Annotated in this window: 23 protein-coding genes; 13 read left to right on the top strand and 10 right to left on the bottom strand. The window is 70.1% G+C overall.

Translation table 11 applies throughout. The features are described 5' to 3' along the window. The first annotated feature begins 167 nt into the window (after positions 1–167). On the top strand, positions 168–1,040 hold the full coding sequence (locus ACFV9G_RS14430) for a S1 family peptidase (protein WP_378728152.1): 873 nt from the start codon (positions 168–170) through the stop codon (positions 1,038–1,040). 54 nt (positions 1,041–1,094) lie between these two features. On the opposite strand, the gene ACFV9G_RS14435 is transcribed toward ACFV9G_RS14430, so the two are convergent. Beyond that, entirely contained in the window at positions 1,095–2,294 is a 1,200-nt protein-coding gene (locus tag ACFV9G_RS14435; RefSeq protein ID WP_378728153.1) for a glycosyltransferase, read from the bottom strand. Positions 2,295–2,644: 350 nt separating this feature from the next. Here ACFV9G_RS14435 and ACFV9G_RS14440 point away from each other — a divergent pair, with 350 nt between their 5' ends. Further along, a complete protein-coding gene (locus tag ACFV9G_RS14440) occupies positions 2,645–3,478 on the top strand; it encodes a hypothetical protein (protein ID WP_378728154.1) in 834 nt (277 codons plus the stop codon). A gap of 6 nt (positions 3,479–3,484) precedes the next feature. Here ACFV9G_RS14440 and ACFV9G_RS14445 read toward each other — a convergent pair whose 3' ends face one another. Beyond that, complete coding sequence (locus ACFV9G_RS14445) at positions 3,485–4,411, bottom strand: class I SAM-dependent methyltransferase (RefSeq protein WP_378728155.1); 927 nt, start codon at positions 4,409–4,411, stop codon at positions 3,485–3,487. Between the two features lie 34 nt (positions 4,412–4,445). Between ACFV9G_RS14445 and ACFV9G_RS14450 the strand changes: the two genes are divergently transcribed. Further along, positions 4,446–5,177: an oxidoreductase gene (locus ACFV9G_RS14450; RefSeq protein ID WP_378728156.1), complete on the top strand. Its 732-nt coding sequence runs from the start codon at positions 4,446–4,448 to the stop codon at positions 5,175–5,177. A gap of 284 nt (positions 5,178–5,461) precedes the next feature. Here ACFV9G_RS14450 and ACFV9G_RS14455 read toward each other — a convergent pair whose 3' ends face one another. After that, on the bottom strand, positions 5,462–6,256 hold the full coding sequence (locus ACFV9G_RS14455) for an HAD family hydrolase (protein WP_378728157.1): 795 nt from the start codon (positions 6,254–6,256) through the stop codon (positions 5,462–5,464). A gap of 124 nt (positions 6,257–6,380) precedes the next feature. On the opposite strand from ACFV9G_RS14455, the gene ssd reads away from it, so the two are divergent. The 7 genes from ssd to ACFV9G_RS14490 all read left to right on the top strand — a co-directional run bounded on the left by ssd (position 6,381) and on the right by ACFV9G_RS14490 (position 11,451). Beyond that, positions 6,381–7,430: a septum site-determining protein Ssd gene (ssd, locus tag ACFV9G_RS14460; RefSeq protein ID WP_378728158.1), complete on the top strand. Its 1,050-nt coding sequence runs from the start codon at positions 6,381–6,383 to the stop codon at positions 7,428–7,430. Further along, the gene (locus tag ACFV9G_RS14465) at positions 7,427–8,593 is read left to right on the top strand and encodes a TadA family conjugal transfer-associated ATPase (RefSeq protein WP_378728159.1); all 1,167 of its coding nucleotides are present in this window, start codon (positions 7,427–7,429) and stop codon (positions 8,591–8,593) included. Before ssd ends, ACFV9G_RS14465 begins: the two co-directional genes overlap by 4 nt. Next, entirely contained in the window at positions 8,590–9,366 is a 777-nt protein-coding gene (locus tag ACFV9G_RS14470) for a type II secretion system F family protein (protein ID WP_378728160.1), read from the top strand. Before ACFV9G_RS14465 ends, ACFV9G_RS14470 begins: the two co-directional genes overlap by 4 nt. Further along, complete coding sequence (locus ACFV9G_RS14475; protein ID WP_378728161.1) at positions 9,363–10,088, top strand: type II secretion system F family protein; 726 nt, start codon at positions 9,363–9,365, stop codon at positions 10,086–10,088. The genes ACFV9G_RS14470 and ACFV9G_RS14475 overlap by 4 nt, the downstream gene beginning before the upstream one ends. 284 nt (positions 10,089–10,372) lie before the next feature. After that, entirely contained in the window at positions 10,373–10,549 is a 177-nt protein-coding gene (locus ACFV9G_RS14480; protein ID WP_378728162.1) for a DUF4244 domain-containing protein, read from the top strand. A 114-nt stretch (positions 10,550–10,663) separates the two neighbouring features. Next, positions 10,664–11,083 carry a TadE family type IV pilus minor pilin gene (locus ACFV9G_RS14485; RefSeq protein WP_378728163.1) on the top strand — a complete coding sequence of 140 codons (420 nt, stop codon included), beginning with the start codon at positions 10,664–10,666 and terminating at the stop codon, positions 11,081–11,083. After that, complete coding sequence (locus ACFV9G_RS14490) at positions 11,080–11,451, top strand: Rv3654c family TadE-like protein (protein WP_378728164.1); 372 nt, start codon at positions 11,080–11,082, stop codon at positions 11,449–11,451. Before ACFV9G_RS14485 ends, ACFV9G_RS14490 begins: the two co-directional genes overlap by 4 nt. Here ACFV9G_RS14490 and ACFV9G_RS14495 read toward each other — a convergent pair. Beyond that, positions 11,448–11,801: a hypothetical protein gene (locus ACFV9G_RS14495; RefSeq protein ID WP_378728165.1), complete on the bottom strand. Its 354-nt coding sequence runs from the start codon at positions 11,799–11,801 to the stop codon at positions 11,448–11,450. The two genes, ACFV9G_RS14490 and ACFV9G_RS14495, sit on opposite strands and share 4 nt — an antisense overlap. A gap of 15 nt (positions 11,802–11,816) precedes the next feature. Further along, a complete protein-coding gene (locus ACFV9G_RS14500) occupies positions 11,817–14,129 on the bottom strand; it encodes a DEAD/DEAH box helicase (RefSeq protein WP_378728185.1) in 2,313 nt (770 codons plus the stop codon). Between the two features lie 181 nt (positions 14,130–14,310). Here ACFV9G_RS14500 and ACFV9G_RS14505 point away from each other — a divergent pair, with 181 nt between their 5' ends. Next, positions 14,311–14,646: an anti-sigma factor antagonist gene (locus tag ACFV9G_RS14505; protein WP_091044749.1), complete on the top strand. Its 336-nt coding sequence runs from the start codon at positions 14,311–14,313 to the stop codon at positions 14,644–14,646. A 25-nt stretch (positions 14,647–14,671) separates the two neighbouring features. Beyond that, entirely contained in the window at positions 14,672–16,150 is a 1,479-nt protein-coding gene (locus tag ACFV9G_RS14510; protein WP_378728166.1) for a methyltransferase, read from the top strand. Here the strand turns inward: ACFV9G_RS14510 and ACFV9G_RS14515 are convergent. Next, positions 16,098–16,853, bottom strand: a complete 756-nt coding sequence (locus tag ACFV9G_RS14515; protein WP_378728167.1) for a hypothetical protein — start codon at positions 16,851–16,853, stop codon at positions 16,098–16,100. The two genes, ACFV9G_RS14510 and ACFV9G_RS14515, sit on opposite strands and share 53 nt — an antisense overlap. A 293-nt stretch (positions 16,854–17,146) precedes the next feature. Here ACFV9G_RS14515 and topA point away from each other — a divergent pair, with 293 nt between their 5' ends. Continuing rightward, positions 17,147–19,840: a type I DNA topoisomerase gene (gene topA / locus ACFV9G_RS14520; RefSeq protein WP_378728168.1), complete on the top strand. Its 2,694-nt coding sequence runs from the start codon at positions 17,147–17,149 to the stop codon at positions 19,838–19,840. Positions 19,841–20,056: 216 nt separating this feature from the next. Here the strand turns inward: topA and ACFV9G_RS14525 are convergent, their stop codons facing one another. The 4 genes from ACFV9G_RS14525 to ACFV9G_RS14540 are packed head-to-tail and all read right to left on the bottom strand — an operon-like array spanning position 20,057 to position 23,525. After that, positions 20,057–20,494, bottom strand: a complete 438-nt coding sequence (locus ACFV9G_RS14525; protein ID WP_378728169.1) for an HIT family protein — start codon at positions 20,492–20,494, stop codon at positions 20,057–20,059. A 15-nt stretch (positions 20,495–20,509) separates the two neighbouring features. Then, positions 20,510–21,535, bottom strand: coding sequence for an ion channel (locus ACFV9G_RS14530; RefSeq protein WP_378728170.1), 1,026 nt, complete (start codon positions 21,533–21,535; stop codon positions 20,510–20,512). Continuing rightward, the gene (locus ACFV9G_RS14535) at positions 21,535–23,106 is read right to left on the bottom strand and encodes a polyamine aminopropyltransferase (RefSeq protein WP_378728171.1); all 1,572 of its coding nucleotides are present in this window, start codon (positions 23,104–23,106) and stop codon (positions 21,535–21,537) included. The genes ACFV9G_RS14530 and ACFV9G_RS14535 overlap by 1 nt, the downstream gene beginning before the upstream one ends. Next, positions 23,103–23,525, bottom strand: a complete 423-nt coding sequence (locus tag ACFV9G_RS14540) for a DUF350 domain-containing protein (protein ID WP_378728172.1) — start codon at positions 23,523–23,525, stop codon at positions 23,103–23,105. Before ACFV9G_RS14540 ends, ACFV9G_RS14535 begins: the two co-directional genes overlap by 4 nt. Positions 23,526–23,528: the final 3 nt, after the last annotated feature.

Here is a 23,528-nt window from a genome sequence, read left to right on the forward strand (position 1 = left end):
TCCGCGGCGTACGAATTTTGATCGAACTGCGAAAGTTTTTTGCCGACGACTGGCCGTTGGGGTGTCGACAACGACATACTCACAGTGACGTGTTCGGGCACATCGCGGTGGTCGTGCACGTGGCGCGCGCTACCGGGGCGGGCGCTTGGTCGTCCCAGGAGGAACGCATGAGGTTCACCAGGTCACGCAGTCGTCTGCTCGCGGCAGCGGTCGGTCTAGGGCTGGCGGCTACGGCCATGGCCACGCCCGCGGTCGCCGAGCCCGCGGAGACCGGGGTGGGCGCCAAGAGGCTGGCGGCCGCCTACGCCGCCGTCGACGACGCGGTCAACAGGTCCGCGCTGTCCGGCATCGCCTGGTACACCGACGAGACCACCGGCAAGGTGGTCGTGACCGCGGACTCCACCGTCCCCGGGTCCGCACTGAGCAGGCTGACCGAGACCGTCGGCGCCGCTGCCGACGCGATCACCATCAAGCGCGCCAAGGGCGAGTTCAAGCCGTTCCTCGGCGCCGGCGACGCGATCTACGGGTCGGGCTTCCGGTGCTCGGTCGGGTTCAACGTACGCAGCGGCGGCACCTACTACTTCCTCACCGCCGGCCACTGCGCCGAAGAGGTGGGCACGTGGTACACCAACTCCGGCCGGACCACCCGGATCGGGCCGACGGTGAAGTCGAGCTTCCCGGGCAACGACTACGCGCTGGTGCGTTACGACAACACCTCGCTCACCCATCGGGGCGGCTACTCCGTCGGTGATGCCCGCGTCGGCCAGCGGGTCACTCGCGACGGTTCGTCCACCGGCGTGCACTCCGGCCGGGTCGAGGCGCTCGACGTCTCGGTCCGCTACCGCGACTCCGGCACCGTCCGCGGCATGATCCAGACCGACATCTGTGCCGAGTCGGGCGACTCCGGAGGCCCCCTCTACGCCGGCTCGACCGCACTCGGGATCACCTCGGGCGGCTCCGGCGACTGCGACTCGGGCGGCACCACCTTCTTCCAGCCCGTCCGCGAGGCCGTCAACGCCTACGACGTACGTCTCTACTGACTGTCGCCACGCTGGTCGAGCCCGGGTCGCCGGGCCCGACCAGCGGTGGTGAACTCAGACCGCGACCGGGATCAGTGCTGCGTCGGCGGAGACCTTGATGAGCCGGGCGTACGCATCGAAGAGCCGCTGCTCGGAGAGGCGCTGCCGGTTGCGGAAGATGCGCTCGAAGTGCTCCTCGCGCTGGGCGAAGGCGGCCTTCCAGGACTCGGCCATCTCGGCCGGGTCGAAGCTCGCGACCAGGCGGATGTCACCGACCATCGCCGGAGCGTCGCCGACCGGCGTGGTCACCGGGACCGCGCCGCAGGCCATCCCCTCGAGCAGGCACAGCGGGGCGGCCTCGCCGAACGCCGAGGTGAGCGTGATCAGGTCGGCGGCGTTGTAGAGCGGCGCCATCTGGCTCTGGATCCCGAGGGCGTGGAGGTTGGTCTCCAGTGCCGACCACGCGCCGAGCTCCTCGGCGATGAGCTGGGCGAAGGCCGGGTTGTCCGCGGTCATCCCGGCGCCGCACATGACGAGGTGGGCGTCTGGGTGCTCCTGGACGAACCGGCGCGCGGCCCGGACGAAGAGCGGGATGTTCTTCATCTCGTCGAAGCGGGCGGCGATCATCACGACCGGTTCCTCGCCGCTCACACCGAGCTCGGCGCGCTTGCTCGCCCGCAGCTCGGCATCGGTGCGGAACTTGTGGAGGTCCACACCGTTGGGGAAGACCGGAAGTCGTTCGAGGGGGATCCCGGTCGCGTCGTGGTAGGCCCGCTGGGTCGACTCCGCGCAGCACACGGCCGCGGTCAGCAGCCCGGCGCGGTCGAGGTCGATGAGCTCCTGCACGCCGGCCCCCTGGTGCTCGGGGTCGGAGCGGTGCAGCGCGGTGATCAGCGGGGTGCCCGAGGTGCCGACCCTGCCCAGCACCGTGAGCGGCTGCTCCTTGAGGGAGAGCACGACGTCGGCCTTCGCCACCGACTGGGCCACGCGCCTGAGCTGGCTGGTGGTGATCGGGCCTGTCGGCGTACGTCTCAGTGCCCGCACCGGCACGCCGGCCGAGGTCAGGCGGCGGTAGGAGTTGTCGGAGGAGATCCGCTGGGCGGTGAACTCGCGCTGTACCCGGTCGCTGAGGCTCAGCACGCTGTGTCGCTGAGGCGTGGTGGCGTCGAGCGCGCGGACGACTGCGGTGTGCAGGATCCGGGCTCCACCGGCGAAGAAACCTTCGTACAGGGAGAGGACGGAAGGGCCGTCCTCGAGATACGTCACGGTGGACATGTCGACCTCACTTTTTCCGCAGGAGGCATCGCCCGAGCGGTGATGGTGGTGGGGCTACGGCAGAGATATGCGGCTTCGTCCGGACGCTAACGCGTCCGTGGGCGCATCCCAAGGCGTCATCGGCTCGGGGCGAAGGATTTCACTTGATCGTCATCTTCACGCGCGCATCGTAGGGAGCGACGGAGGATTTCTCGAAACCGGCGGAGATCCGGACTCGATTTACGTTATCCGATGTGGCGTACGTCACGCTACGCGTTGACCGACATTGCTCGGTGAACGATTGGAGCGGGTCTCGGACGTGCTGCCGAATAGGGCCGCGAGGCTGGCCGGATCCCGCTACCTTCGGGCGTATGACGACCGAGGTGACGACGTACCGCTATGTCCGTTTCGCTCTGTGCTGTCTGCTCGCGGGACTCGCGATCTCCGTGGGTGCCGAGACGATCGCGAGCGGGGAGTGGCAGACCTCCATCTCGTCCTACTACTACACCCCGGCGGGCCCGGTCTTCACCGCGGTGCTGTGCGCGCTGGGCGTGTGTCTGGTGGTGCTGCGGGGCTATACCGACGCGGAGGACACCGCCCTCAACCTCGCCGGGCTCTCGGCGCCGATGGTCGGCTTCGTGCCGACGCCCGAGATCGGGCAGCAGATCGACAAGGCCGCCATCGTCAACAACGCCTGGAGCTATCTGGCGGTGATGGCGATCGGCTGGGTGGTCGTGCTGATCTTCGGGCTGCGCAAGCGCGCCGCCGCCGGGACCTGGCCCTCGCGCTGGGGTGCCGTCGGGCTGGTCTCCGTCGCGGGGGCATGGGCCGTCGGGGTGGGCTGGCTGCTGATCGACCAGGAGAGCTTCGCGACGAAGGCGCACGGGCTGGCCGCGATCTTCACCTTCACGCCGTTCGCGCTGGCGGTCGTGCTCAACACCGACTGGGGCGTGCGGAAGATCGCCCAGGAGGCCGACAAGGCGCGTACGCGGCTGGACAAGACCTACTGGGCGCTGGTCGTGGCGATGGTGGTGCTGCTGGTGGCCGGCATCGTGCTCGGCCTGACCGGCTGGACGTACTGGCTGCTGGCGACCGAGATCTCGCTGCTGGTCTGCTTCACGATCTTCTGGGTCATCCAGAGCTTCGACCTGATGGACCCGAGGCGCGACGCGCTCACGACGCGGCCGGACGCTGCGCTGGAATGACGGGGCTCACCGGAAGTCGATGAGCAGGTCGTCGTCGCCGTTCTCGGGGTCGGTGATGACGCGAGGGAGGCGTACGGCGGTGTCGGTGCGCTTGGCCAGCGGCACCTTCGGCTCCGGCTCCTCGTCGGTCTCGACGACCTCGTGCCGCCCGGTGGTCGAGCCTGTCGAGACCAGATGCGCGTGCGGGAGCACCTGCGCGCGCCAGGCGTGGCAGTTGTAGGGCAGCTGCATGCCATCCATGCCGCGGCCGTAGCCGTCGTAGAAGGCCAGCACCTCGCGCCGCTTCTGCTCCTGGGCCTCCGGCTCGAGGGTGGCGACGTTGGAGCGCGACTGGACCAGGTCCTGGATCGAGTGGCGGTCGACGACCTGCCAGTGCCGGAAGGCCTGGGCCTCGACCGCGGAGAAGAGCCCGGAGTCGTCGAGGATCGAGGTCGGGTCGAAGCCGCCCTCCTCCGTACGCCCGGTCTGCTTGCCGATCAGCTTGCCCAGCTTGCGCACCCAGGGGATCCGCTCGTCACGCTCGTTCTGGACCACGGCGAGGCGTCCGTCGGTCCGCAGGACGCGGCCGATCTCCGCCAGCGCCTTCGCGTGGTCGAACCAGTGGAACGCCTGGCCGACCACGACCACGTCGTAGAGGCTGTCGCCGATCGGGATCTGCTCGGCGGTGCCGCTGGTGGCGCGTACGTCCGGGAGCTTCTCGGAGAGGATGTCGAGCATCGCGTCGTCCGGGTCGGTCGCGAAGACGTCGTGGCCGAGGCCGACCAGCACCTCGGTGAGCTTGCCGGTGCCGGCCCCGAGCTCGAGGACCGAGCACGGCTCCTCGCCGACCAGCCACTTCACCGCATCCACCGGGTAGGACGGGCGCCCGCGGTCATAGCTGTCCGCCACGCCGCCGAAGGAGCGTGCCGGATCGGGGTTGGCTGGGTCCGTCATCTCGGTCAGGGTAACGCGCGCTTAAGGTTGACGCGTGAAGGACGATCCGCTTGCCCGGTTGGTGTCGCTCGAAGGTGTGGCCTCGGGCTTCGCCGCAGCTCGTGACGGTATCGACGTGATGCTGCGTGACCGGGGACTGCGGCGTACGTCTCCGGAGACCACCGCCGAGTCGCTGCTGCGCGGTGCGCACGCCTCTGCCGTGCTGGAGGGTTCCGGGTCGACGCTGGGTGACGTGCGGGCCTCGGGTGGGGACGCGATTGCGCAGGATGCGGTGCGGCTCTCGACCGAGCTGCTCTCGCTGGTGCCGGTGGTGAAGCACGCGCCGTTGCAGGCGTTCGCGCGTCTGCACGCGCTGGCGGCCGGGGCCGCGCTGGAGGCTGAGGAGCTGGGCCGTCCGCGCTCGGCCGACTCGGCCGAGCGGTTGCGTCGTCTCTCCGATCTGCTGCTCGCCCCGACGTCCGCGCCGGCGCTGGTCGTCGCGGCGTTCGTGCACGCCGATCTGGCTTCCTCTGCGCCGTTTGCGTCGCACAACGGCTTGGTCGCGCGTGCCGCAGAGCGGCTCATCCTGGTCGCGCGCGGCGTGGACGAGAAGTCGCTGGTCGTGCCGGAGGCCGGCCATCTGGCCCTGCGGGCCGCCTACGAGTCGAACCTGCGCGGCTTCCGCGAGGGTGGTCAGGCGGGGGCGCACTCGTGGCTGCTCTACGCAGCCGAGGCGTTCGCCGCCGGAGCCGAAGCCTCACCGCTGCGCCTGGACGCGGCCGAGTAGGAGACACAAAGCAGGTGGCACCCGGTGGGTTGTGAGCACCGGGTGCCACCGCTGACACGAGTGTTTCTGGTTACCAAGCGTGCAAGGTCTGGTCACTGCGTCGGGATTTCTCCCCGGCTACAGCACCCCATCAGATGGGTGGATCGCCGCGTGGGTGCCTGTCACTCGTGTTCGTCTTGTTACACCTCTGTTTCTACGCTGATCAGCGGTCAGATTCAAGGCTGGAAATTCTGCAGGATGAGGAGGATGATGCCGCTTCTGCAGAACTCGGAATTCGGGGCGCGTCAGGCGCCGAGGCGGCGGCGCTTCGTGCCCGCCCAGATGACCCCGCCGGCGATCGCGACGGCGCCCCCGACGGCCAGCGCGGCCAGGGTCGGCGTGGACGGGGTCAGCACCCGGCTGCGCAGCGCGACCGGCTTGTTGAAGACCAGGATGTCCCAGCCGCGCTCCTTGGCGGCCTTGCGGAGGTCCTTGTCGGGATTGACCGCGAACGCGTGACCGACCTCCTCCAGCATGGGGAGGTCGGTGACGGAGTCGGAATAGGCGTACGACTGCTCGAGGTCGTAGCCGAAGCGCTCGGCCAGCTGCTGCACCGCGCGGGCCTTCTCCTCGCGGTAGGCGTAGAGCGCGATCTCGCCGGTGTAGCGGCCGCCCTCGATCTCCATCTGGGTGGCGACCACGTGGTCGGCGCCGAGCATCGCGCCGATCGGCTCGACCAGCTCGGTGCCGGAGGCGGAGACGATGATGACATCGTGGCCCTGGGCGTGGTGCTGCTCGATGAGCTGCACGGCCTCTTCGTAGACGAGCGGGTCGACCACGTTGTGGAGGGTGTCGGCGACGATCTCCTTGACGGTCGCGACGTCCCATCCGGTGACCATCTCGGAGAGAGCCTTGCGCATCTTCTCCATCTGATCGTGGTCGGCACCGCCGACGACGTAGACGAACTGCGTGTAGGCCGAGCGGATCATGGCCGCACGGGTGATCAGGCCGCCGGCCTGGAAGTGCTTGGAGAACGCAAGCGTGCTCGACCTCGCGATGATCGTCTTGTCGAGGTCGAAGAACGCAGCGATGCGTGTCATGGGCACATCGTAGACGGCCGCTGGGCGGGCCGATCACCATCCACAGGGCGGGTTCGGTCCGGGGTTCTCCACAGGCGGTGGATTTTCGGGTGGAAAGGTCGGTGTCCCGGCGGATCCTGCTGCCATGGAACCTCTCGTCATCACCTCGGACTCGTTGCTGGCCGCCGAGGCGGCTCGTCTGGCCGCCGCCTCCGGCGTCACCGTCGAGGAGTGCACCGACGCCGTCGGCGCCCTGCGCCGCTGGCAGCGACCACCCCTGATCCTCGTCGGCGCCGACCTCGTGGCGGAGGTGGCATCGATGCGTCCACCTCGAAGAGACGGGGTGTACGTCGTGGGGTGGGGCTCGACCGGCGAGCCCCTGCTCCGAGCCGCGCTGGAGGTCGGCGCCGAGACGATCCTCGAGCTCCCGTCGGCCGAGACCGTGGTCGCCGGCCTCCTCGCCGACGTCAGCGACGGTGAGAGCGGCGACGGCATGGTCGTCGGCGTGCTGGCCGGATCGGGCGGAGCCGGTGCGACGACGTACGCCGCGGCCCTGGCCAGCCTCGGAGCCGACCGTGGGTCGACGCTGCTGATCGACGCCGACCGGCTCGGTCCCGGAGCCGGTCGGGTGCTCGGCCTCGACGAGATCCCCGGTGTGACCTGGGGCGATCTCGGGCAGACCGCCGGGCGGCTGGGGGCGCGGGCGCTGCGGGAGGCGGTGCCGCATGTCGGGTCGCTGGGACTGCTGGGATGGCCGGGCGGCGAGGTGGTGCCACCGAAGCCGGAGGTGGTGCGCGAGGTGCTCGCTGCCGCTCGTCGCGGCCACGACCTGGTCGTGGTCGACCTGCCACGTGAGTCCGACGCCGGGACCGAGGCGCTGCTGACCGGATGCGACATCGTGCTCGTCGTGGTGCGGGCGAACGTCACCGGCACCGCGTCCGCCGCCCGCCTGGTCGCCCGTCTTCCCGAGCGGGATCGGGTGCGGGTCGTCGTCCGTGGTCGCGCGGCCGAACCGGAGGCGGTCGGGCGTGCGCTCGGGCTCCCGGTGATCGCGTCGATGTCCGACCAGCGCGGGCTCTCGGAGGCCATCGACCTGGGTCTGGGGCCGATCCGTTCGAAGCGGGCGCCGCTGGCCCGTGCCGCCGCCGAGGTGCTGATGCGTTGTCGGGTCCGCGTGGGGGTGATGGCCGCATGATCGGCGCTGTCGACATCGCGCCCCAGGTCGTGGACCTCGTCCGCGACCACCTGGCGCGTACGCCGGGAGAGCTCACCCCGCACCGGGTCCAGGAGGCACTCCGTGCGGAGGGGCGGATCGTCGGTGACGCGACCGTGCTGGCCGTCTTCGAGATGCTGCGCCGCGACGTGGTCGGTGCGGGGCCGTTGGAGCCGCTGCTGCGGTTGCCGGGGGTGACCGACGTCCTCGTCAACGGACCCGATCAGGTCTTCATCGACCGCGGATCCGGCCTGGAGCCCGCGCCGGTCGCGTTTCCCGACGACGACGCGGTTCGACGGCTGGCGCAGCGGTTGGCTGCCGGGGCGGGCCGTCGCCTGGACGACGCCTCGCCCTATGTCGATCTGAGGCTGGGCGACGGCAGCCGGTTCCATGCGGTGCTCGCGCCGCTGGCGCGACCGGGCACGGTGATCTCGCTGCGGGTGCCTTCGGCGCGCGCGTTCACCCTCGCTGAGCTGGAGTCTTCGGGGATGGTCGTTCCCTACGTGGCCGATCTGTTGCGGCGCCTGGTGCTGGCTCGGTCCGCCTTTCTCGTCTCCGGAGGCACTGGCACCGGGAAGACCACCTTGCTGGCGTCGCTGTTGTCCTTGGTGCCGTCGGAGGAGCGGCTGGTGCTGGTGGAGGACGCCTCCGAGCTGCGTCCGGACCATCCGCACGTGGTCGGCCTCGAGGCGCGCCCGGCCAACATCGAGGCCGCCGGAGCCGTCGAGCTCCATACGCTGGTCCGCCAGGCCCTGAGGATGCGGCCGGACCGGCTGGTCGTGGGGGAGGTGCGCGGCGCCGAGGTCGTCGACCTCCTCGCCGCGTTGAACACCGGCCACGAGGGAGGCTGCGGCACGCTGCACGCCAACTCCGCCGCCGACGTGCCGGCGCGCGTGGAGGCGCTGGCGCTCGCCGCCGGCCTCGGCAGGGAGGCGGCGCACAGCCAGTTCGCCTCCGGGGTGGACGTCGTCGTGCACCTGCGCCGACGTGACGGCCGCCGGGTGCTGACCGAGATCGCGGTCCCCTGTCGCGGAGCCGATGGGCTGGTCCGGATGGAGACGGCCTGCTCGGTCGACGCCGGCGGTGACGTTCTCGCCGGGCCGGCCTCGGACCGGCTCGAGGGGCTGTTGGGAGTGGAACGGTGAGCGGGCTCGGCCTCGGGCTGGTCGCCTGCCTGTTCGGCGTCACCGCGGCGCTGCTGGTCCGTCCGCGGGCTGTGCTCGGATCAGGTCCGGTGCCGGTGTGGCGGGTGCCGCGGTGGTCGTTCCTCCTGGTCGCTCTGATCCCCATCGTCTTCCCGGGCAGGGCGGTCGTCGCGGCTGTCCTGCTCGGGATCGCCACCTTCGGCGGGGTCGCGCTGTGGCGGCGCCGCTGCGAACGGATCGAGGCAGGGCGTACGGCTGACCGTGTGGTCGAGGCCTGCGAGCAGATGGCCGCCGAGCTCGCCGCCGGGCACCCGCCTGGTCCGGCGCTGACGCAGCTCGCCACGGAGTGGCCGGTGATCGAGCCGGTCGCGGAGGCACAGCGGATGGGCTCCGACGTCCCAGCCGCCTGGCGGCAGGTCGCCGAGGTTCCCGGGGCGGGAGCGCTCCGTGTGGTCGCCGCGGCCTGGCAGATCGCCCACCAGACCGGGAGCGGTCTCGCGGACGCTCTGGACCGGGTGGCTCTCGATCTGCGGGCGGCGGCCGCCACTCAACGCGTGGTCGACGGCGAGCTCGGGTCGGCCCGATCCACCGCCCGCCTGATCGCAGGCCTGCCGGTGGCTGCCCTGGCGATGGGCAGCGGGGTCGGCGGCGACCCACTGGCGTTCCTCTTCGGGTCGCCGGTGGGGCTGGCCTGCCTCGGTCTCGGACTGCTCCTCGGCTGGTTGGGGCTGTGGTGGATCGAGGGCATCGCGCGTGGGGTGGAGGCGAGATGAGCATCTGGGGCATCTGGCTCGCGGCGATCGCGCTCGGGGCGGCAGCAGCGTTGCTGCCGCCCCCGGCCGCGACCCTTCCCGGCCCGGTCTCGGTCATTGCGGATCGGGGTGATCCTGGTGGCTGGATGATGCGCTGGCGCGCGCTGCTGGCTCTGCTCGCGGCCGGTGCGGTCTACTCCTTCGTCGGGGGCACGGCGGGTGCCGTGCTCGCCGCGCCCGCGGGCGTCGTCTGCTGGCTGGTCATCGGCCGGGTCGAGCCCGCCGAGGTCCGACGTGAGCGGGAGGCTGCGAAGGCCGAGCTGCCGGCCTTGGTTCGCCTGCTCTCCGCCGCTCTCTCCTCCGGCGCGGCGCCTGCCGAGGCGCTGGTGGCGGTCGCGGCAGCGCTGCCCGGGCCGGCGGCCGCCCGACTCATGCCGGCAGCCTCTCGGCTTCGCCTGGGAGCCGATCCGGAGAAGACGTGGCGCACCCTGGTCGACGATCCAGCGCTGGCACCGTTGGGTCGGGCGTTGGCGCGCGCTCAGGCGACCGGTGCCCCGGTCGCCACAACGGTCGAGCGCCTTGCCGACGACCTGACCAGAAATGCGCGTGCCGAGGTCGAGGACCGCGCCCGCGCGGTGGGCGTCAAGGCCGCCGTCCCACTCGGCATCTGCCTCCTCCCCGCGTTCCTGCTGTTGGGTGTCGTCCCGGTCGTCGGCGGCCTTCTCACCAACCTCGGCATCTGACCCCGCCCGTCGAGGCGTCAGCCCGGTCGGTCGAGGCGTCAGCACCGTCGGCCGAGACGTCAGCACCGTCGGCCGAGTTGGCAGATCGGTGCCCACTCGACCGACGTACGTGACGTCTCGGCGGGGGTGTTCGCCCTGGTCAACGGGCCGTTTGCCATCCACAGGGCGGGTTCGGGATCGGGTTGTCCACAGCCGGCGATATGGCGGTCGCGAATGTCGGTGGAGCAGTCCATCGTCGTCCTTGAACGGCCGTACCGACGGCCATCGACCAGAGAGGACCAACCATGGCCAAGGCACATCTTCAGAAGGACGAGAAGGGGATCACGACGGCCGAATACGCCGTCGGCACGGCAGCCGGTGCGGGGCTCGCCGGGCTGCTCTACAAGCTGCTCACCGGTGGCTTCGGCAACGACCTGCTCAACAGGCTGTTCCAGCACGTCCTCAGCCTGCTGGGGATCTGACCGATGGTCGAGCCCAGATCTGCCGATCGCCGCCTGCTGCGCGCCACCACACGGGCGCGCTGGCGGCGTTGCCGCCGCTCAACAGACGCCCGGTATGCCATCGCGGACGGCGCCTTGCCATCACACCCGTCTGGTGACGCTCGCGACGTCGGCCATCGGCAGATCTGGGCTCGCGGGCAGCGGGACGAGCGGGGCGCGGCCACCGCGGAGCTGGTGATGGTGATCCCGCTCCTGGTGGCCGTGACCATCGGGCTGGTGTGGTTGCTGTCGGTAGGAGCGGCGCAGATCCAGGTGGTCGACGCGGCCCGGGAGACAGCCAGGGCCGTCGCCCGAGGGGACGACAGCGGCTCTGCTGCTGCCCGCGGACGTCGGGTCGGGCCTGCGGGCACGCAGGTGAGGGTCAGTGCCGAGGAGGTCGTGGCCTCGGCTCGAGCCCGGGTGACCGGGCCCGGTGGAATCTTCAGTTGGATGCCGGGTGTGACCGTGCGCGGCGAGGCGGTCGCCGCGACCGAGGCCACCCAGGGGGAGCAGTGAGCACGCGCCGGTCCGGCAAGGACGAACGCGGATCGGCAGCACCGTTCGCGGTCGGCGCCATCGGGCTGCTGCTCCTCCTCGGTGCGGCGCTGGGTGTGGTGGGCGCGGTCTTCGTCGCCCACCGCACCGCGCAGTCGGCGGCCGATCTGGCGGCGTTGGCGGGGGCCGACGCGCTCCAGGTCTCCGAGGACGCGTGTGCGGCGGCGAGGACGATCAGCGACCGCAACGGCGCCACGGTGGAGTCGTGCGAGATCGCCGGGGAGGACGTCACCGTCACCGTGCGGGTCGAGGGACCGCGCTGGCTCGGTCAACCGGGGGACCCAGTCGCCGAGGCGAGGGCCGGCCCGACGGGATCACGGTCGGACTAGGCGTCCTCGGACTTGGGCAACGGCTTTGTCTCCGGCGTGGTCTCCGGCTCGGGCTCAGGCTTGGTCTCGGACTTGGCCTCGGCTTCCTGCAGCGTCTTGGCCATGCTCCGCATCTGGCGCTTGTCCTTCATGTACTTCATCTGGTGCTTGCCGCCCCACTTGGTGAGCGAGAGGCCGAAGAGGAGAAGGACGCCGGCGACGAGACCGATCACGAAGACCGTGGTCGAGCCGACCGGGAGGCCGAGCAGCGTGGCGGTCGGGTCGTCGAGATCACCGTTACCGGTGGTGAAGATACCCAGCACGATGAGGACTGCGGCAACGACGATCAGCACAAGGCCCAGGATCAGCATCTCCCCAGGGTAGGGCTATTCGTGCAGCAGCAGCCGCAACAACACGATCGCGCCTTGCTTGTCGAGAGGATTGTTCTGGTTGCCGCACTTGGGCGACTGCACACAGGACGGGCAGCCGTCGTCGCACTCGCACGCCTCGATGGTCTCCAGCGTGGCGCCGAGCCACTCCCGGGCGGCACGGAACCCTCGCTCGGAGAATCCGGCCCCGCCGGGATGTCCGTCATAGACGAAGACGGTGAGCATGCCGGTGTCCGGGTGCGACGCGGTGCTGACGCCACCGATGTCCCAGCGATCACAGGTCGCGATCAGCGGTAGCAGCCCGATCGAGCAGTGCTCGGCAGCGTGGGCGGATCCCGGGATGTCCGCCTGCGCCAGCCCGGCCGCCTCGAGGGCCGAGGCGGGCACGGTCCACCAGACGGCGGAGGTGCGCAGCGTACGTTCGGGAAGATCGAGGAGCTCCTCACCCAGCACCTCGCCGCTCGGCTGGCGCCGCCGCAGGAAGGAGACGACCTGGTGGGTGACGTCGACGTCGCCGTACGCCAGGCGGCACTCGCCCCAGGCGACCTGCTCCCGCTCGGCGACGATCGAGATCTCGGTGATCTCCCGGGCGAAGGTGGAGTAGCCGGGGTCGTCGCGGGAGATGACCGCGACGTTCTCCTCCAGGTCGAGCTCGTGCACGAGATAGGTCTCGCCGCGGTGGACGTAGACGGCTCCGGCATGCGCGCTCGCGTGCGAGCTGGCCGCGTCGACCGTGCCGACGACCCGGCCGGTCTCGGCCTCGATCAGCTGCACCTGGGACCCGCCCGAGGAGCGGATGTCAGCGAGGTCGGCCGCGCGGCGGCGGTCGGTCCAGAACCAGCCTCGTGGCCGCTTGCGGAGCAACCCCGAGGCCACCAGGTTGTCCAGGATCTCCCGGGCGCCCGGCCCGAAGAGCGGCAGGTCCGGCTCGGTCAGCGGCAGCTCCTGCGCCGCGGCGCACAGGTGGGGGCCGACGATGTACGGGTTCGCGGGGTCGAAGACGGTGGCTTCGACCGGCTGGCCGAGCAGCGCATCGGGATGGGTGACGAGGTAGGTGTCCAGCGGGTCGTCGCGCGCGACCAGGATGCCGAGCGCGTCGCCCGCGCCCCGCCCGGCCCGGCCGATCTGCTGCCAGAAGGCCGAGCGCCGACCGGGGTAGCCGGCCAGCACGACCGCGTCCAGGCCGCTGATGTCGATGCCGAGCTCGAGCGCGTTCGTCGCCGCAAGCCCCAGCAGCTCGCCCGACCGCAGTGACGCCTCGATCGCCCGGCGCTCCTCGGGCAGGTAGCCACCCCGGTAGGACGCCACCCGCCCCGGCAGCGAGGGATCGACCTCGGCCAGCTCGCCGGCCGCGGTCAGCGCGACCTGCTCGGCGCCGACCCGGGAGCGTACGAAGGCCAGGGTGCGTACGTCCGAGGAGACCAGGTCGGCGAGGAGGTCGGCGGTCTCGGCGGAGGCCGCGCGGCGCACGGGAGCGCCGTTCTCACCGGCGTGCGTCGTCAGCGGTGGCTGCCACAGGGCGATCGAGAGCTCCCCGCGCGGTGACGCGTCGGCGGTCACCGGAAGCACCGGAAGGCCGATGAGCCGCTCGCCCGCGATCGACGGCTCGGCGACGGTTGCCGAGGCGAGGATGAACGTCGGCGAGGAGCCGTAGAGCGCACAGATACGCCGTAGCCGCCGCAGCACGTGCGATACGTGCGCCCCGAAGACCCCTCGGTAGTGGTGGCACTCGTCGATGACGACGTAGCGCAGCGAGCGGAAGTACGCCGTCCAGCGCTGATGACCGGGAAGCAGCGATCGATGCAGCATGTCGGGGTTGGTCAGGATGTACTCGCCGAAGTCGCGTGCCCAGTCCCGCTGCTCCCGGGTGCTGTCACCGTCGTGGGTCACCGCGCGCACATCGACGTCGAGCTCGCGCAGCCCGGTCAGCTGATCCTGGGCGAGCGCCTTGGTGGGTGCGAGGTAGAGAACGCCCGCGCCGCGCTCACCACGTGGGCCACGTCCATCTCGGATCGCGGTCAGTGCGGGAAGTTGATAGGCCAGCGACTTGCCGGAGGCGGTGCCGGTCGAGACGATCACATGAGTGCCGTCATGGGCAGCCTCGGCCGCTACCGCCTGATGCTGCCAAGGACGCTCGATCCCGCGAGCGGCGAACGCAGCGACCACATCGGCCGAGGCCCATGTCGGCCAGTCGGCGAAGACGGCCTCTCGCGGCGGGACCTGCTCGAGGTGGGCGAGCCGGTCCTCGCGGCCCGGGACGGCAGCCAGCCGGCGTACGAGATCACCGGTCGCCGTCGTCAACACCCTGATGATTCTCCCAGAATCCTGGTGGCCGCCACGCTCGAGGCCCCGCATCGTGGCCATGACGTTGCGAGTTTCTTACGCGCATCCTGGTGAGCCGTGGTTACATTACGATCGACTCCGGCTATCGGACACCAGGCATGCCGACCGGAGCTGGTTGTCTCACGTTCCTTGGCAGGAGAACTTCGAAGTGGATCTGACGCTTGCGACTCGCGAGCTCGACTCGGCCACCATCGTGGCCGTGGGCGGCGAGATCGACGTCTATACCGCGCCGAAGCTGAGGGACAAGATCACCGAGCTCGTCGCCCGGGGTCACTACGACATCGTGGTCGACCTCGAAGCCGTGGAGTTCCTCGACTCGACCGGCCTCGGCGTCCTGGTGGGTGGCCTGAAGAAGGTGCGCCAGCACAACGGCATGCTCCGCCTGGTCTGCACGCAGGAGCGGCTGCTCAAGATCTTCCGGATCACCGGTCTCGCCAAGGTCTTCGACATCCACGCCAGCGCCGAGGGCGCGGCAGCAGGCTGACTCGCCCAGGCCATAGGCTCCAGGTGTGAGTGACCTCCCGCACCGGCTCCGTGACGCCCTCCAGCAGGCCGACTTCTCCTACGACTCCGTCGCCGAGCTGCTCGGCCCGATCGCCCACGGCGCGCTGAGTCGCAACGAGACGCTGCCGGGCCGGCGGCGCACTCATGGAGGCTCGCCGCTGGAGACGCTCATCCGGCTTTTCCTGCTGCAGACGACCGTGCCCTTGGACCACGCCGAGGCAGCCCTCCCCGGGCTCGTCGACCGGCTCGCCGTCGAAGGGATCCTGGAGCAGTCGGTCGGAGAGGTCGCGGCCCGCCTCGACGTACGTCCGTACGCCACCGATGACACCGCCCTCTGGGTCGTCTCCGACCTCACCCCGGGGCTCGACGGTGGCCCGCAGCGCGTCGGCCCCGAGCACGTGCTCGGGATCAGCCCCGCCTCGACCTCCCTGGCGCAGCTGACCATCCGCGACCAGGTCGGCACCGCCCTCGATCTCGGCACCGGCTGCGGCGTCCAGGCCCTCCACCTCGCCACCCACAGCGACCGGGTGGTCGCGACCGACGTCAATCAGCGAGCCCTGTGGATCACCACGTTCAACGCCGCCCTCAACGACGTGGCGGACCGGATCGACGTACGCAACGGGTCGTTCTTCGAGCCCGTCGCCGGTGAGCGCTTCGACCTGATCGCCACCAACCCGCCGTTCGTGATCAGCCCGGCAACCGGCGAGCGCCTCGTCTACCGCGACTCCGGGCTCCCCGGCGACCAAGTGGTCGAGGACATCGTCAAGGCTGCCCCCGGCATGCTCACCGAGGGCGGCTGGTGTCAGATCCTGGGCAACTGGATCATCTCCGAGGACCAGCCCTGGGACGACCGCCTCGAGGGATGGCTCGCGGACGAGGTCGACGCGTTCGTGGTCCAGCGTGAGGTGCTCGACCCCGCGGCGTACGTCGAGCTGTGGCTCAAGGACTCCGGCCACCACGGCGCCCAGGACTACCTGACCCGCTACGACACCTGGCTGTCCTGGTTCGAGGAGCACAAGATCGAGGGGGTCGGGTTCGGCTGGATCAATCTTCACCGCACGGGCGCAGGTAACCCGAAGCGCGAGCTCCTCGAGTGGCCCTACGACGTCGAGCAGCCGATCGCCCCGGCGCTCGCGGCGTGGGGCAAGGCAGCCCGCGTCGAGGTCACCGAAGACTCCACGCTGGTGCTCGTCGAGGACGTCCAGCAGGAGACCCTTGGCCAGCCCGGCGCCGAGGACCCCAGCACGGTCATCCTGCGCCAGCAGCGTGGCCTGCGCCGCGCGCGCCAGGCGGACACGATCGAGGCAGCTTTCGCGGGTGCGTGCGACGGTGACCTGACCGTCGGTCAGATCCTCGACGCGCTCGCGCAGATCCTCGACCGCGACCCCGCGGTCGTGCGCAGCAGCTACCTGCCGATCGCCCAGGAGCTGGTCAGCGAGGGCTTCCTCCGTCCCGCGCCAGGCACGCCTGGTCCCGCAGCCTGATCAGGCGTCTGCGCACGCTCGAGACCAGCAGGTCCGGGTAGCCCAGCGGTTCGAGGTCGGGAAGGTCGCGCATGCCCCATGGCCGCTGTGTCTGCCACGGCCAGAAGCCACGGAGCGCGGCCGCCAGCTGCTTGCCGTAGGCCGAGGGCATCTTCTTGATGCCCAGCCGCTCCTTGAGCTCGGTCGCGGTGACGAGGCCGCCCGGCCCGGCGAGCCCGTTGGCGCCCAGGACCGTCCAGACGATCCCGGCGGCGACCTGAGCCGGCTGGGTGGGCCGGTCGACGACCAGCGGGTCGATCTCCCACAGCCGCAGCAGCGCCCGCCGCAATGCGTTGCCCACCTCTCCGACCGGGAAGTCGGCCGCGACCTCGTCGAGCAGCGCGGCGACCGTCTCCAGCTGCGTACGTCCCGCCGCATCCTCCACGACCGGCAGGTCCAGGCCGTCCTCGGTCAGCGGCGCGGCCTCCAGCGCGGTGACCGCCTCGTGGCCGCCGCACAGCGCGGCCAGCCAGTCCAGGGCCACCTCGTGGTCGGGTCGTGGCGGCGTATCCGGCTCCGACCAACGGGGCCGGGTGAGCTCGGCCTCCAGGCGCTCCAGGATCACGTTGGTCCGGGTGAGCAGCTGGGCGCACTCGGAGCAGACGAGATGCTCCGGGGGCGTGGCCAGGCCTTCCATGTAGTCGATGTATTCGGCGTCGATCATCAGCAGAGACCTCTCGGGTTGTGATGGGTCTCGCCGTCCTCGAAAGCCACCTTAGGGACGAGCACCGACAGTTTTCGGACAGGTCCGGATGAGACACCGATTTCACGCTCTCGACGCAGAGCGTGCTAGGTATTGTCTCCGCGGCGCCCAAGGCAACACGCCATGTTGTCCGAGAGCTCAGTGCCGCATGAACCGCGGTGACTGGACCCATGCCGGCTGTAGACACGCGTTAACGTGTATCGCCAGAGCTTGTCAGTGGTGCCAGGCTCTGCTGCAGTGAGATAAGGACGTCAGTGGCACACAAGTTGGTGATCGTCGAGTCCCCGGCGAAGGCTCAGAAGATCGGCGGATACCTCGGACAGGGGTATGTCGTCGAGGCATCCGTCGGGCACATCCGCGACCTTCCGCAGAGCGCGGCAGACACCCCCGCCAAGATCAAGGACAAGCCGTGGGGACGCTTCGGCGTCGATGTCGACAACGGCTTCACCCCTTACTACGTCGTGCCCAGCGACAAGAAGAAGCAGATCACCAAGCTCAAGTCGCTCCTCAAGGACGCCGACGAGCTCTACCTCGCCACCGATGAGGACCGCGAGGGTGAGGCGATCGCCTGGCACCTTCTCGACGAGCTGAAGCCGAAGAAGGGCATCCCGGTCAAGCGGATGGTCTTCCACGAGATCACCAAGGCCGCGATCCTGGCCGCCGCCGAGAACCCGCGTGAGCTCGACATGGACCTCGTCGAGGCCCAGGAGTCGCGCCGCATCCTCGACCGTCTCTACGGCTACGAGATCTCCCCGGTGCTGTGGAAGAAGGTCATGCCCCGGTTGAGCGCCGGGCGCGTGCAGTCCGTCGCGACAAGGCTCGTCGTCGACCGCGAGCGAGAGCGGATCGCCTTCCGGACCGCCTCCTACTGGGACCTGGCCGGCACCTTCGACGCCGGCTCCGACCACGACCCGCGGATGTTCCCTGCCAAGATCACCTCCGTCGACGGCAACCGCGTCGCCCGCGGCACCGACTTCGGTCCCGACGGCCTGCTGAAGAGCGACAAGGTCGTCCACCTCGACCGCACCCGCGCCGAGTCCCTCGTCGCCGGCCTCGAGGGCCAGACCTACGAGGTCCGCTCGGTCGAGTCCAAGCCCTACAAGCGCAGCCCGTACGCCCCCTTCCGCACCACCACGATGCAGCAGGAGGCCAGTCGCAAGCTCGGGATGAGCGCGTCGACCACGATGTCGGTCGCCCAGCGTCTCTACGAGAACGGCTTCATCACCTACATGCGTACCGACTCCACGACCCTGAGCGGAGACGCCGTCAGCGCGGCCCGCGCTCAGGTCCGGGAGCTCTACGGTGCCGAGTACCTGCCCGATGCCCCCCGGACGTACGCCTCCAAGGTCAAGAACGCCCAGGAGGCCCACGAGGCGATCCGCCCCGCCGGTGACTCGTTCCGCACCCCGGCGCAGACCGGTCTGACCGGCGACCAGTTCCGTCTCTACGAGCTCATCTGGATGCGCACCGTCGCCTCCCAGATGAAAGACGCCGTCGGCAACTCGGTCGCGATCCGCCTCGGCGCCACGGCGGCCACGGGCGAGGACGTGATCTTCTCCGCGACCGGGCGCGTGATCACCTTCCACGGCTTCCTGAAGGCGTACGTCGAGGGCACCGACTCCGCCGACCAGACCTCCGACGACCAGCAGACGAGGCTCCCGAACCTCACCGAGGGCGAGCGGGTGAACGCCGCGAGCCTCACCGCGGACGGCCACGAGACCAAGCCGCCTGCTCGTTACACCGAGGCCACGCTGGTCCGTGAGCTCGAAGAGCGCGAGATCGGCCGTCCGTCGACCTACGCGAGCATCATCCAGACCATCATCAACCGCGGCTACGTCTTCAAGAAGGGCACCGCGCTGGTCCCCGCCTGGGTCGCGTTCTCGGTGGTCAGGCTGCTGGAGGAGCACTTCCCGCGCCAGATCGACTACCGGTTCACGGCGAGCATGGAGGAGACCCTCGACGAGATCGCCAACGGCCGCAAGGACATGACCACCGAGCTCGGGGAGTTCTACTTCGGCTCCGAGCGGGTCAAGGGCATCAAGCCGCTGGTCGACGGTCTCGGCGACATCGACGCTCGTGAGCTGGCGACCTTCCCGGTCGGCGACCAGGAGTCCGGGGTCAACCTCCGCGTCGGTCGCTACGGCCCCTACATCGAGGGCCCCGGTGACGACGGCACCCCGTTCGCGGTGCGTGCCAACGTCCCCGACGACCTGCCGCCTGACGAGCTCACCCTGGAGAAGGCGAAGGAGCTCTTCGCCAACCCGGCCGGCGAGGAGCTGAACCTCGGCGTCCACCCCGACACCGGGCTCACGGTCGTCGCCAAGAGCGGCCGCTTCGGTCCCTATGTCACCGAGCAGCTCCCCGAAGACGCGAAGAAGGGCGCCAAGCCCCGCACCGCGAGCCTGTTCAAGTCGATGTCGTTGCAGACGATCTCGCTCGAGGACGCGGTCAAGCTGCTGACTCTGCCCCGGGTCGTCGGCACCGGCGCCGACGGCGAGGAGATCACCGCCCAGAACGGCCGCTACGGGCCCTACCTGAAGAAGGGCACCGACTCCCGCACGCTGGGCTCCGAGGACCAGCTGCTCACGATCACCCTCGAAGAGGCCGAGCAGATCTACGCCCAGCCGAAGCAGCGCGGCCGGGCCGCCGCCAAGCCGCCGCTCAAGGAGCTCGGTCCCGACCCGGTCTCCGGGCAGCCGATGGTCGTCAAGGACGGTCGCTTCGGTCCCTACGTCACCGACGGTGAATACAACGCCACCCTCCGGGCGGCCGACGACCTGGAGACCCTGACCGCCGAGCGCGCCGCCGAGCTGCTCGCCGACAAGCGCGCCAAGGGCCCGGCGAAGAAGACCACCAAGCGGACGACGAAGAAGACCGCGAAGAAGTCCACGGCGAAGAAGTCGACCGCCAAGAAGACGACGAAGAAGGCCGCGGCGAAGAAGTCCTGACCGGGTTGTGAAGCTGAGCGTGGCCTATAGGTCACTCTCAGCTTCACAACCGGCGGCGGCGCAGCCGTGCAGGTGGCAGAACCCCGCCATGGTGGGGTTCTGCCGCTTTCCAGGTCGGAACGGTCGCGCAAATTCCTGCCATGGCGGGGAAATGCTCCACTCCCGCTTCCGCCCGCGCAACGGTGGACGGCACTTTCCCGCCATGACGGGAATTTGTCAGCCGAGGGCTCCCCGCAGCTCTCGCGCGAGCCGGTCGCGCTCACCCGCGGGCAGCCACCGGGTCTCGTCGTCGGTGAGGTAGCCGAACACGTTCGGCCCCTTCAGACGAGCCGGCTGATCGGCCATCCGCGGCACCAGGTGGACGTGCAGATGCTCGAAGCCCTCGGCTTCGGAGAACTGCATGACGTACGTCTTCACACACCCGGTCACGTCCCGCAGCGCCGCCGCCAGCGACCCGAGCAGCGTCCCGAGCTCGGCGTGCGCCTCGACGGGCAGCTCGTCGAGCGCGGTGACATGCGGGATCGGCGCGATCACCAGCCAGCCGGCGAGGGTCGAGTTGAAGGCGTGGCCGACCCGCCAGTGCTGCGTGCGGACGATCGACTCGCGTGGAGGCAAGGACGGGAGAGCGCTGTTGTGGCAGTTGAAGCAGTTCATCGCACGACCCACTCGTCAGCCGAGCGACCCGACGACCTCGTCGTAGTCCAGCCGGTCGGCCGCGATGTAGAACAGCCGCGCTCCGGGTGCGACGGGCAGGTCCCACGAAGGGCTGACCTGGATGCCGTCGTCGGCACGGACGGCGAGCAGAGTCGCACCGTGGGATCGTCCGAGCGCGCCCTGCCAGTCGCCCACGCTCACCGTCGTTGCCGAAGCAGGCACGGTGAGCGAGTAGGTGCCCTTGCCGCCGGCGGTGGCAAGCTCCTGGTAGACCTCCGCGATACCGGGGTCGCTGAGCTCCTCGGCGATCAGCTGGGTGTTGTGCCACTGGACGCAGTGGACGGTGGTGTCGACGCGGAAGATGGTGCGCTGCACCCGCAGGTCGCGCAGCGCGACGATGCTGTGCACGGACGGGGCGGCCGCGTTGGCCGCGACGGTGAGTGTGACCGCCTCGTTGTCGTCACGCGCGTCGATCAGCACGCTGTGCGCGCAGGACAGCCCGGCGCGAGCGAGCACGTCGAGATCGGTGATGTCGCCGCGTACGAAATGAAGGCGGTCCTCCCCGGGCAGCGGGTGCTCGGAGAGCTGGTCCTCCCAGGTCGCGAGCACGACCTCGCGGTCGGGCTCGGAGAGCAGCTCGACCAGGATCCGCTCGGTGCGCCCGGCGGTGTAGCCGAGCATCACGATGTGGTTCTGTCCGCTGAAGCTGATCTCTCCACGCATGCGGCGTCCTTTGGCGTTCTCGATGATTGCCGAGATCCGGCTGAACAAGATGGCGAGGGTGGTGATGGAGCCGAAGACGACGTACGCCCCGACGAACCGGCCACCGGTGGTCTCGGGGAAGAGGTCGCCGTAGCCGACCGTGGTCGCGGTGACCAGGAACCACCACCAGTAGTTGGCGGGGCGCACGATGTCGCTCTCCGGCTGGGCCAGAGCCATCGCGATCCAGCCGGTGACGAAGACGAAGCCGATGATCGCGAGCGGGAGCACCCAGGCGTAGTGCCGTGAGGTGCGCCGGACCAGTCGGAGCAGGAAGAACATCAGTAGCCCACCCAGCCCTTGCGGGCGTAGTCCAGGATCGCCGGATCCAGCAGCGTGGTGACCGAGGTCGGCCGCTCGGCGCGGTCGGGCGGGAACGACGCGGCGGCCGCGAGCACGGCGTCGCTGGCGTAGCGGAGCCCGCCCGGCACCTCGTCGTCGAGACCGAGCTCAGGGGCGGAGCCGTCGCGGGAGGCGAGGATGTAGCCCCAGTTCCCGAAGGAGGGCACGTCGGCCTGGTAGGGGGTGGTCCGGTAGCCGGCCTCGGTGAGGGTGTGCCGCACCGACCAGAACGCGTCCGGCGCGAAGAACGGGCTGCCCGACTGCACGACCATCCGTCCGGACGGGGCGAGCAGCCGCGCGATCATGCTGTAGTTCTCGACGGAGTAGAGCTTGGCCAGCGCGGTCGAGTCGGGGTCGGGGAAGTCGGCGATGACCACGTCGAACGCCGCCCCCGAGTAGTCGCGCACCCAGGAGAACGCGTCGTCGGCGACGTACGTCAGCCGGGGGTCCTCGAGGGACCCCGACGTCAGCGACGAGACCGGATCGAAGGAGCGCGCCAGCGACACCACCGCCGGGTCGAGATCGACCAGCGTCACCGACGAGACCGACTGATAGCGCAGCACCTCCCGCGCCGCGAGCCCGTCGCCGCCACCCAGGATCAGCACCCGCGCATGCGGGCCGTTCATCGCCGGGTGGACGAGCATCTCGTGATACCGATACTCGTCCAGCGAGGAGAACTGCAGGTCACCGTCGAGGAACAGGCGTACGTCGTCGAACTCAGGCCCCACCGGAGCGCCGCGAGTCACCACGATCTCCTGATAGGCCGAGCGCTCGGAGTGGATGATCGGGTCGCGGTAGAGCGCCTGGCGGGCGTTGAGCTCGAAGGAGTCGGCCGTCACCGCGGTCAGGCCGAGGGCGACCGCGAGCGCGCCACAGATCGCCGTGACCGTCCCGCGCTGCCGGCGTGAGCCGGCCAGCGCAACGCCGACCGTCCACGCGGCGAGGACGTTCAGGGCGGCTGTCGCCACCGTCCCCACCAGCAACCCCAGGGTCGGCAGCAGCACGAACGGGAACGCCAGCCCGCCGATGAGCGCCCCGACGTAGTCGACCGCGTTGATGTCGGCGACCGCGAGCGAGGCCTGCTGGCGCCGGAGCCGCTGGAGCAGCTCCATCAGCAGCGGGATCTCGGCGCCCACCAGCGCACCGATCAGGAACGTCACCAGCAGCATCATCGGGGTGTAGAGATGCAGCCACGCGAACGCCGCGTAGAGCGCCGGCACCGAGGCGCCGCCGACCGCGGCGAGCGCGATCTCCACACCCACGAACGAGCGCAGCGGCCGCGCCGTCAGCGGCTTGGCAAGCACGGCGCCGATGCCCATCGCGAACATCGAGACCGCGATCACCAGTGACGTCTGCGCGATCGAGTTGCCGAGCAGATAGCTCCCCAGCGTCACCAGCGCGAGCTCGTACACCAGGCCGCACGCCGCGCAGACGAACACCGCCGCGAGGACGAGCAGCCGCGCCGCCCGTCCCTCGGGCAGCGCGGACAACGAGGGGAGGGTCAGGCTCACGTGATCGAGGCCGCCACGATCACGCCGACGGCGAGCTGCACCGCGACGGTGACCCAGATCGCCGGGTCGTCCTTGTCGTCGGTCATCAGCTCACCGAGCCGGCCCGGGGTGAGCAGGTCGAGGATCACGAATGCGAACGCGAGCAGGGCGATCCCGATGAGGCCGTACGCAGCGGTCTCGGCGAGCCCCTGGAGCGTGTCCTCCTCCGCGGTGTAGATCGAGGTGGCCACGATCGTCGCGATCGCGACGACCGAGGAGCCGAGCAGCAGCGCCGGGTCGCGCCGGTGCTCCACGAAGATCAGCTGCCCCAGCCGGCCGGGCGTGAGTAGGTCGATCACGTAGAAGCCGATCACCAGCAGAACCAGCCCGAGGGCGGCGAAGGCAACGGTGGACAGCAGTCCGCTCACAAGGTCAGTCATCGG

It is taken from the genome of Nocardioides sp. NPDC059952, from assembly GCF_042730435.1.
Lineage (GTDB): Bacteria > Actinomycetota > Actinomycetes > Propionibacteriales > Nocardioidaceae > Nocardioides.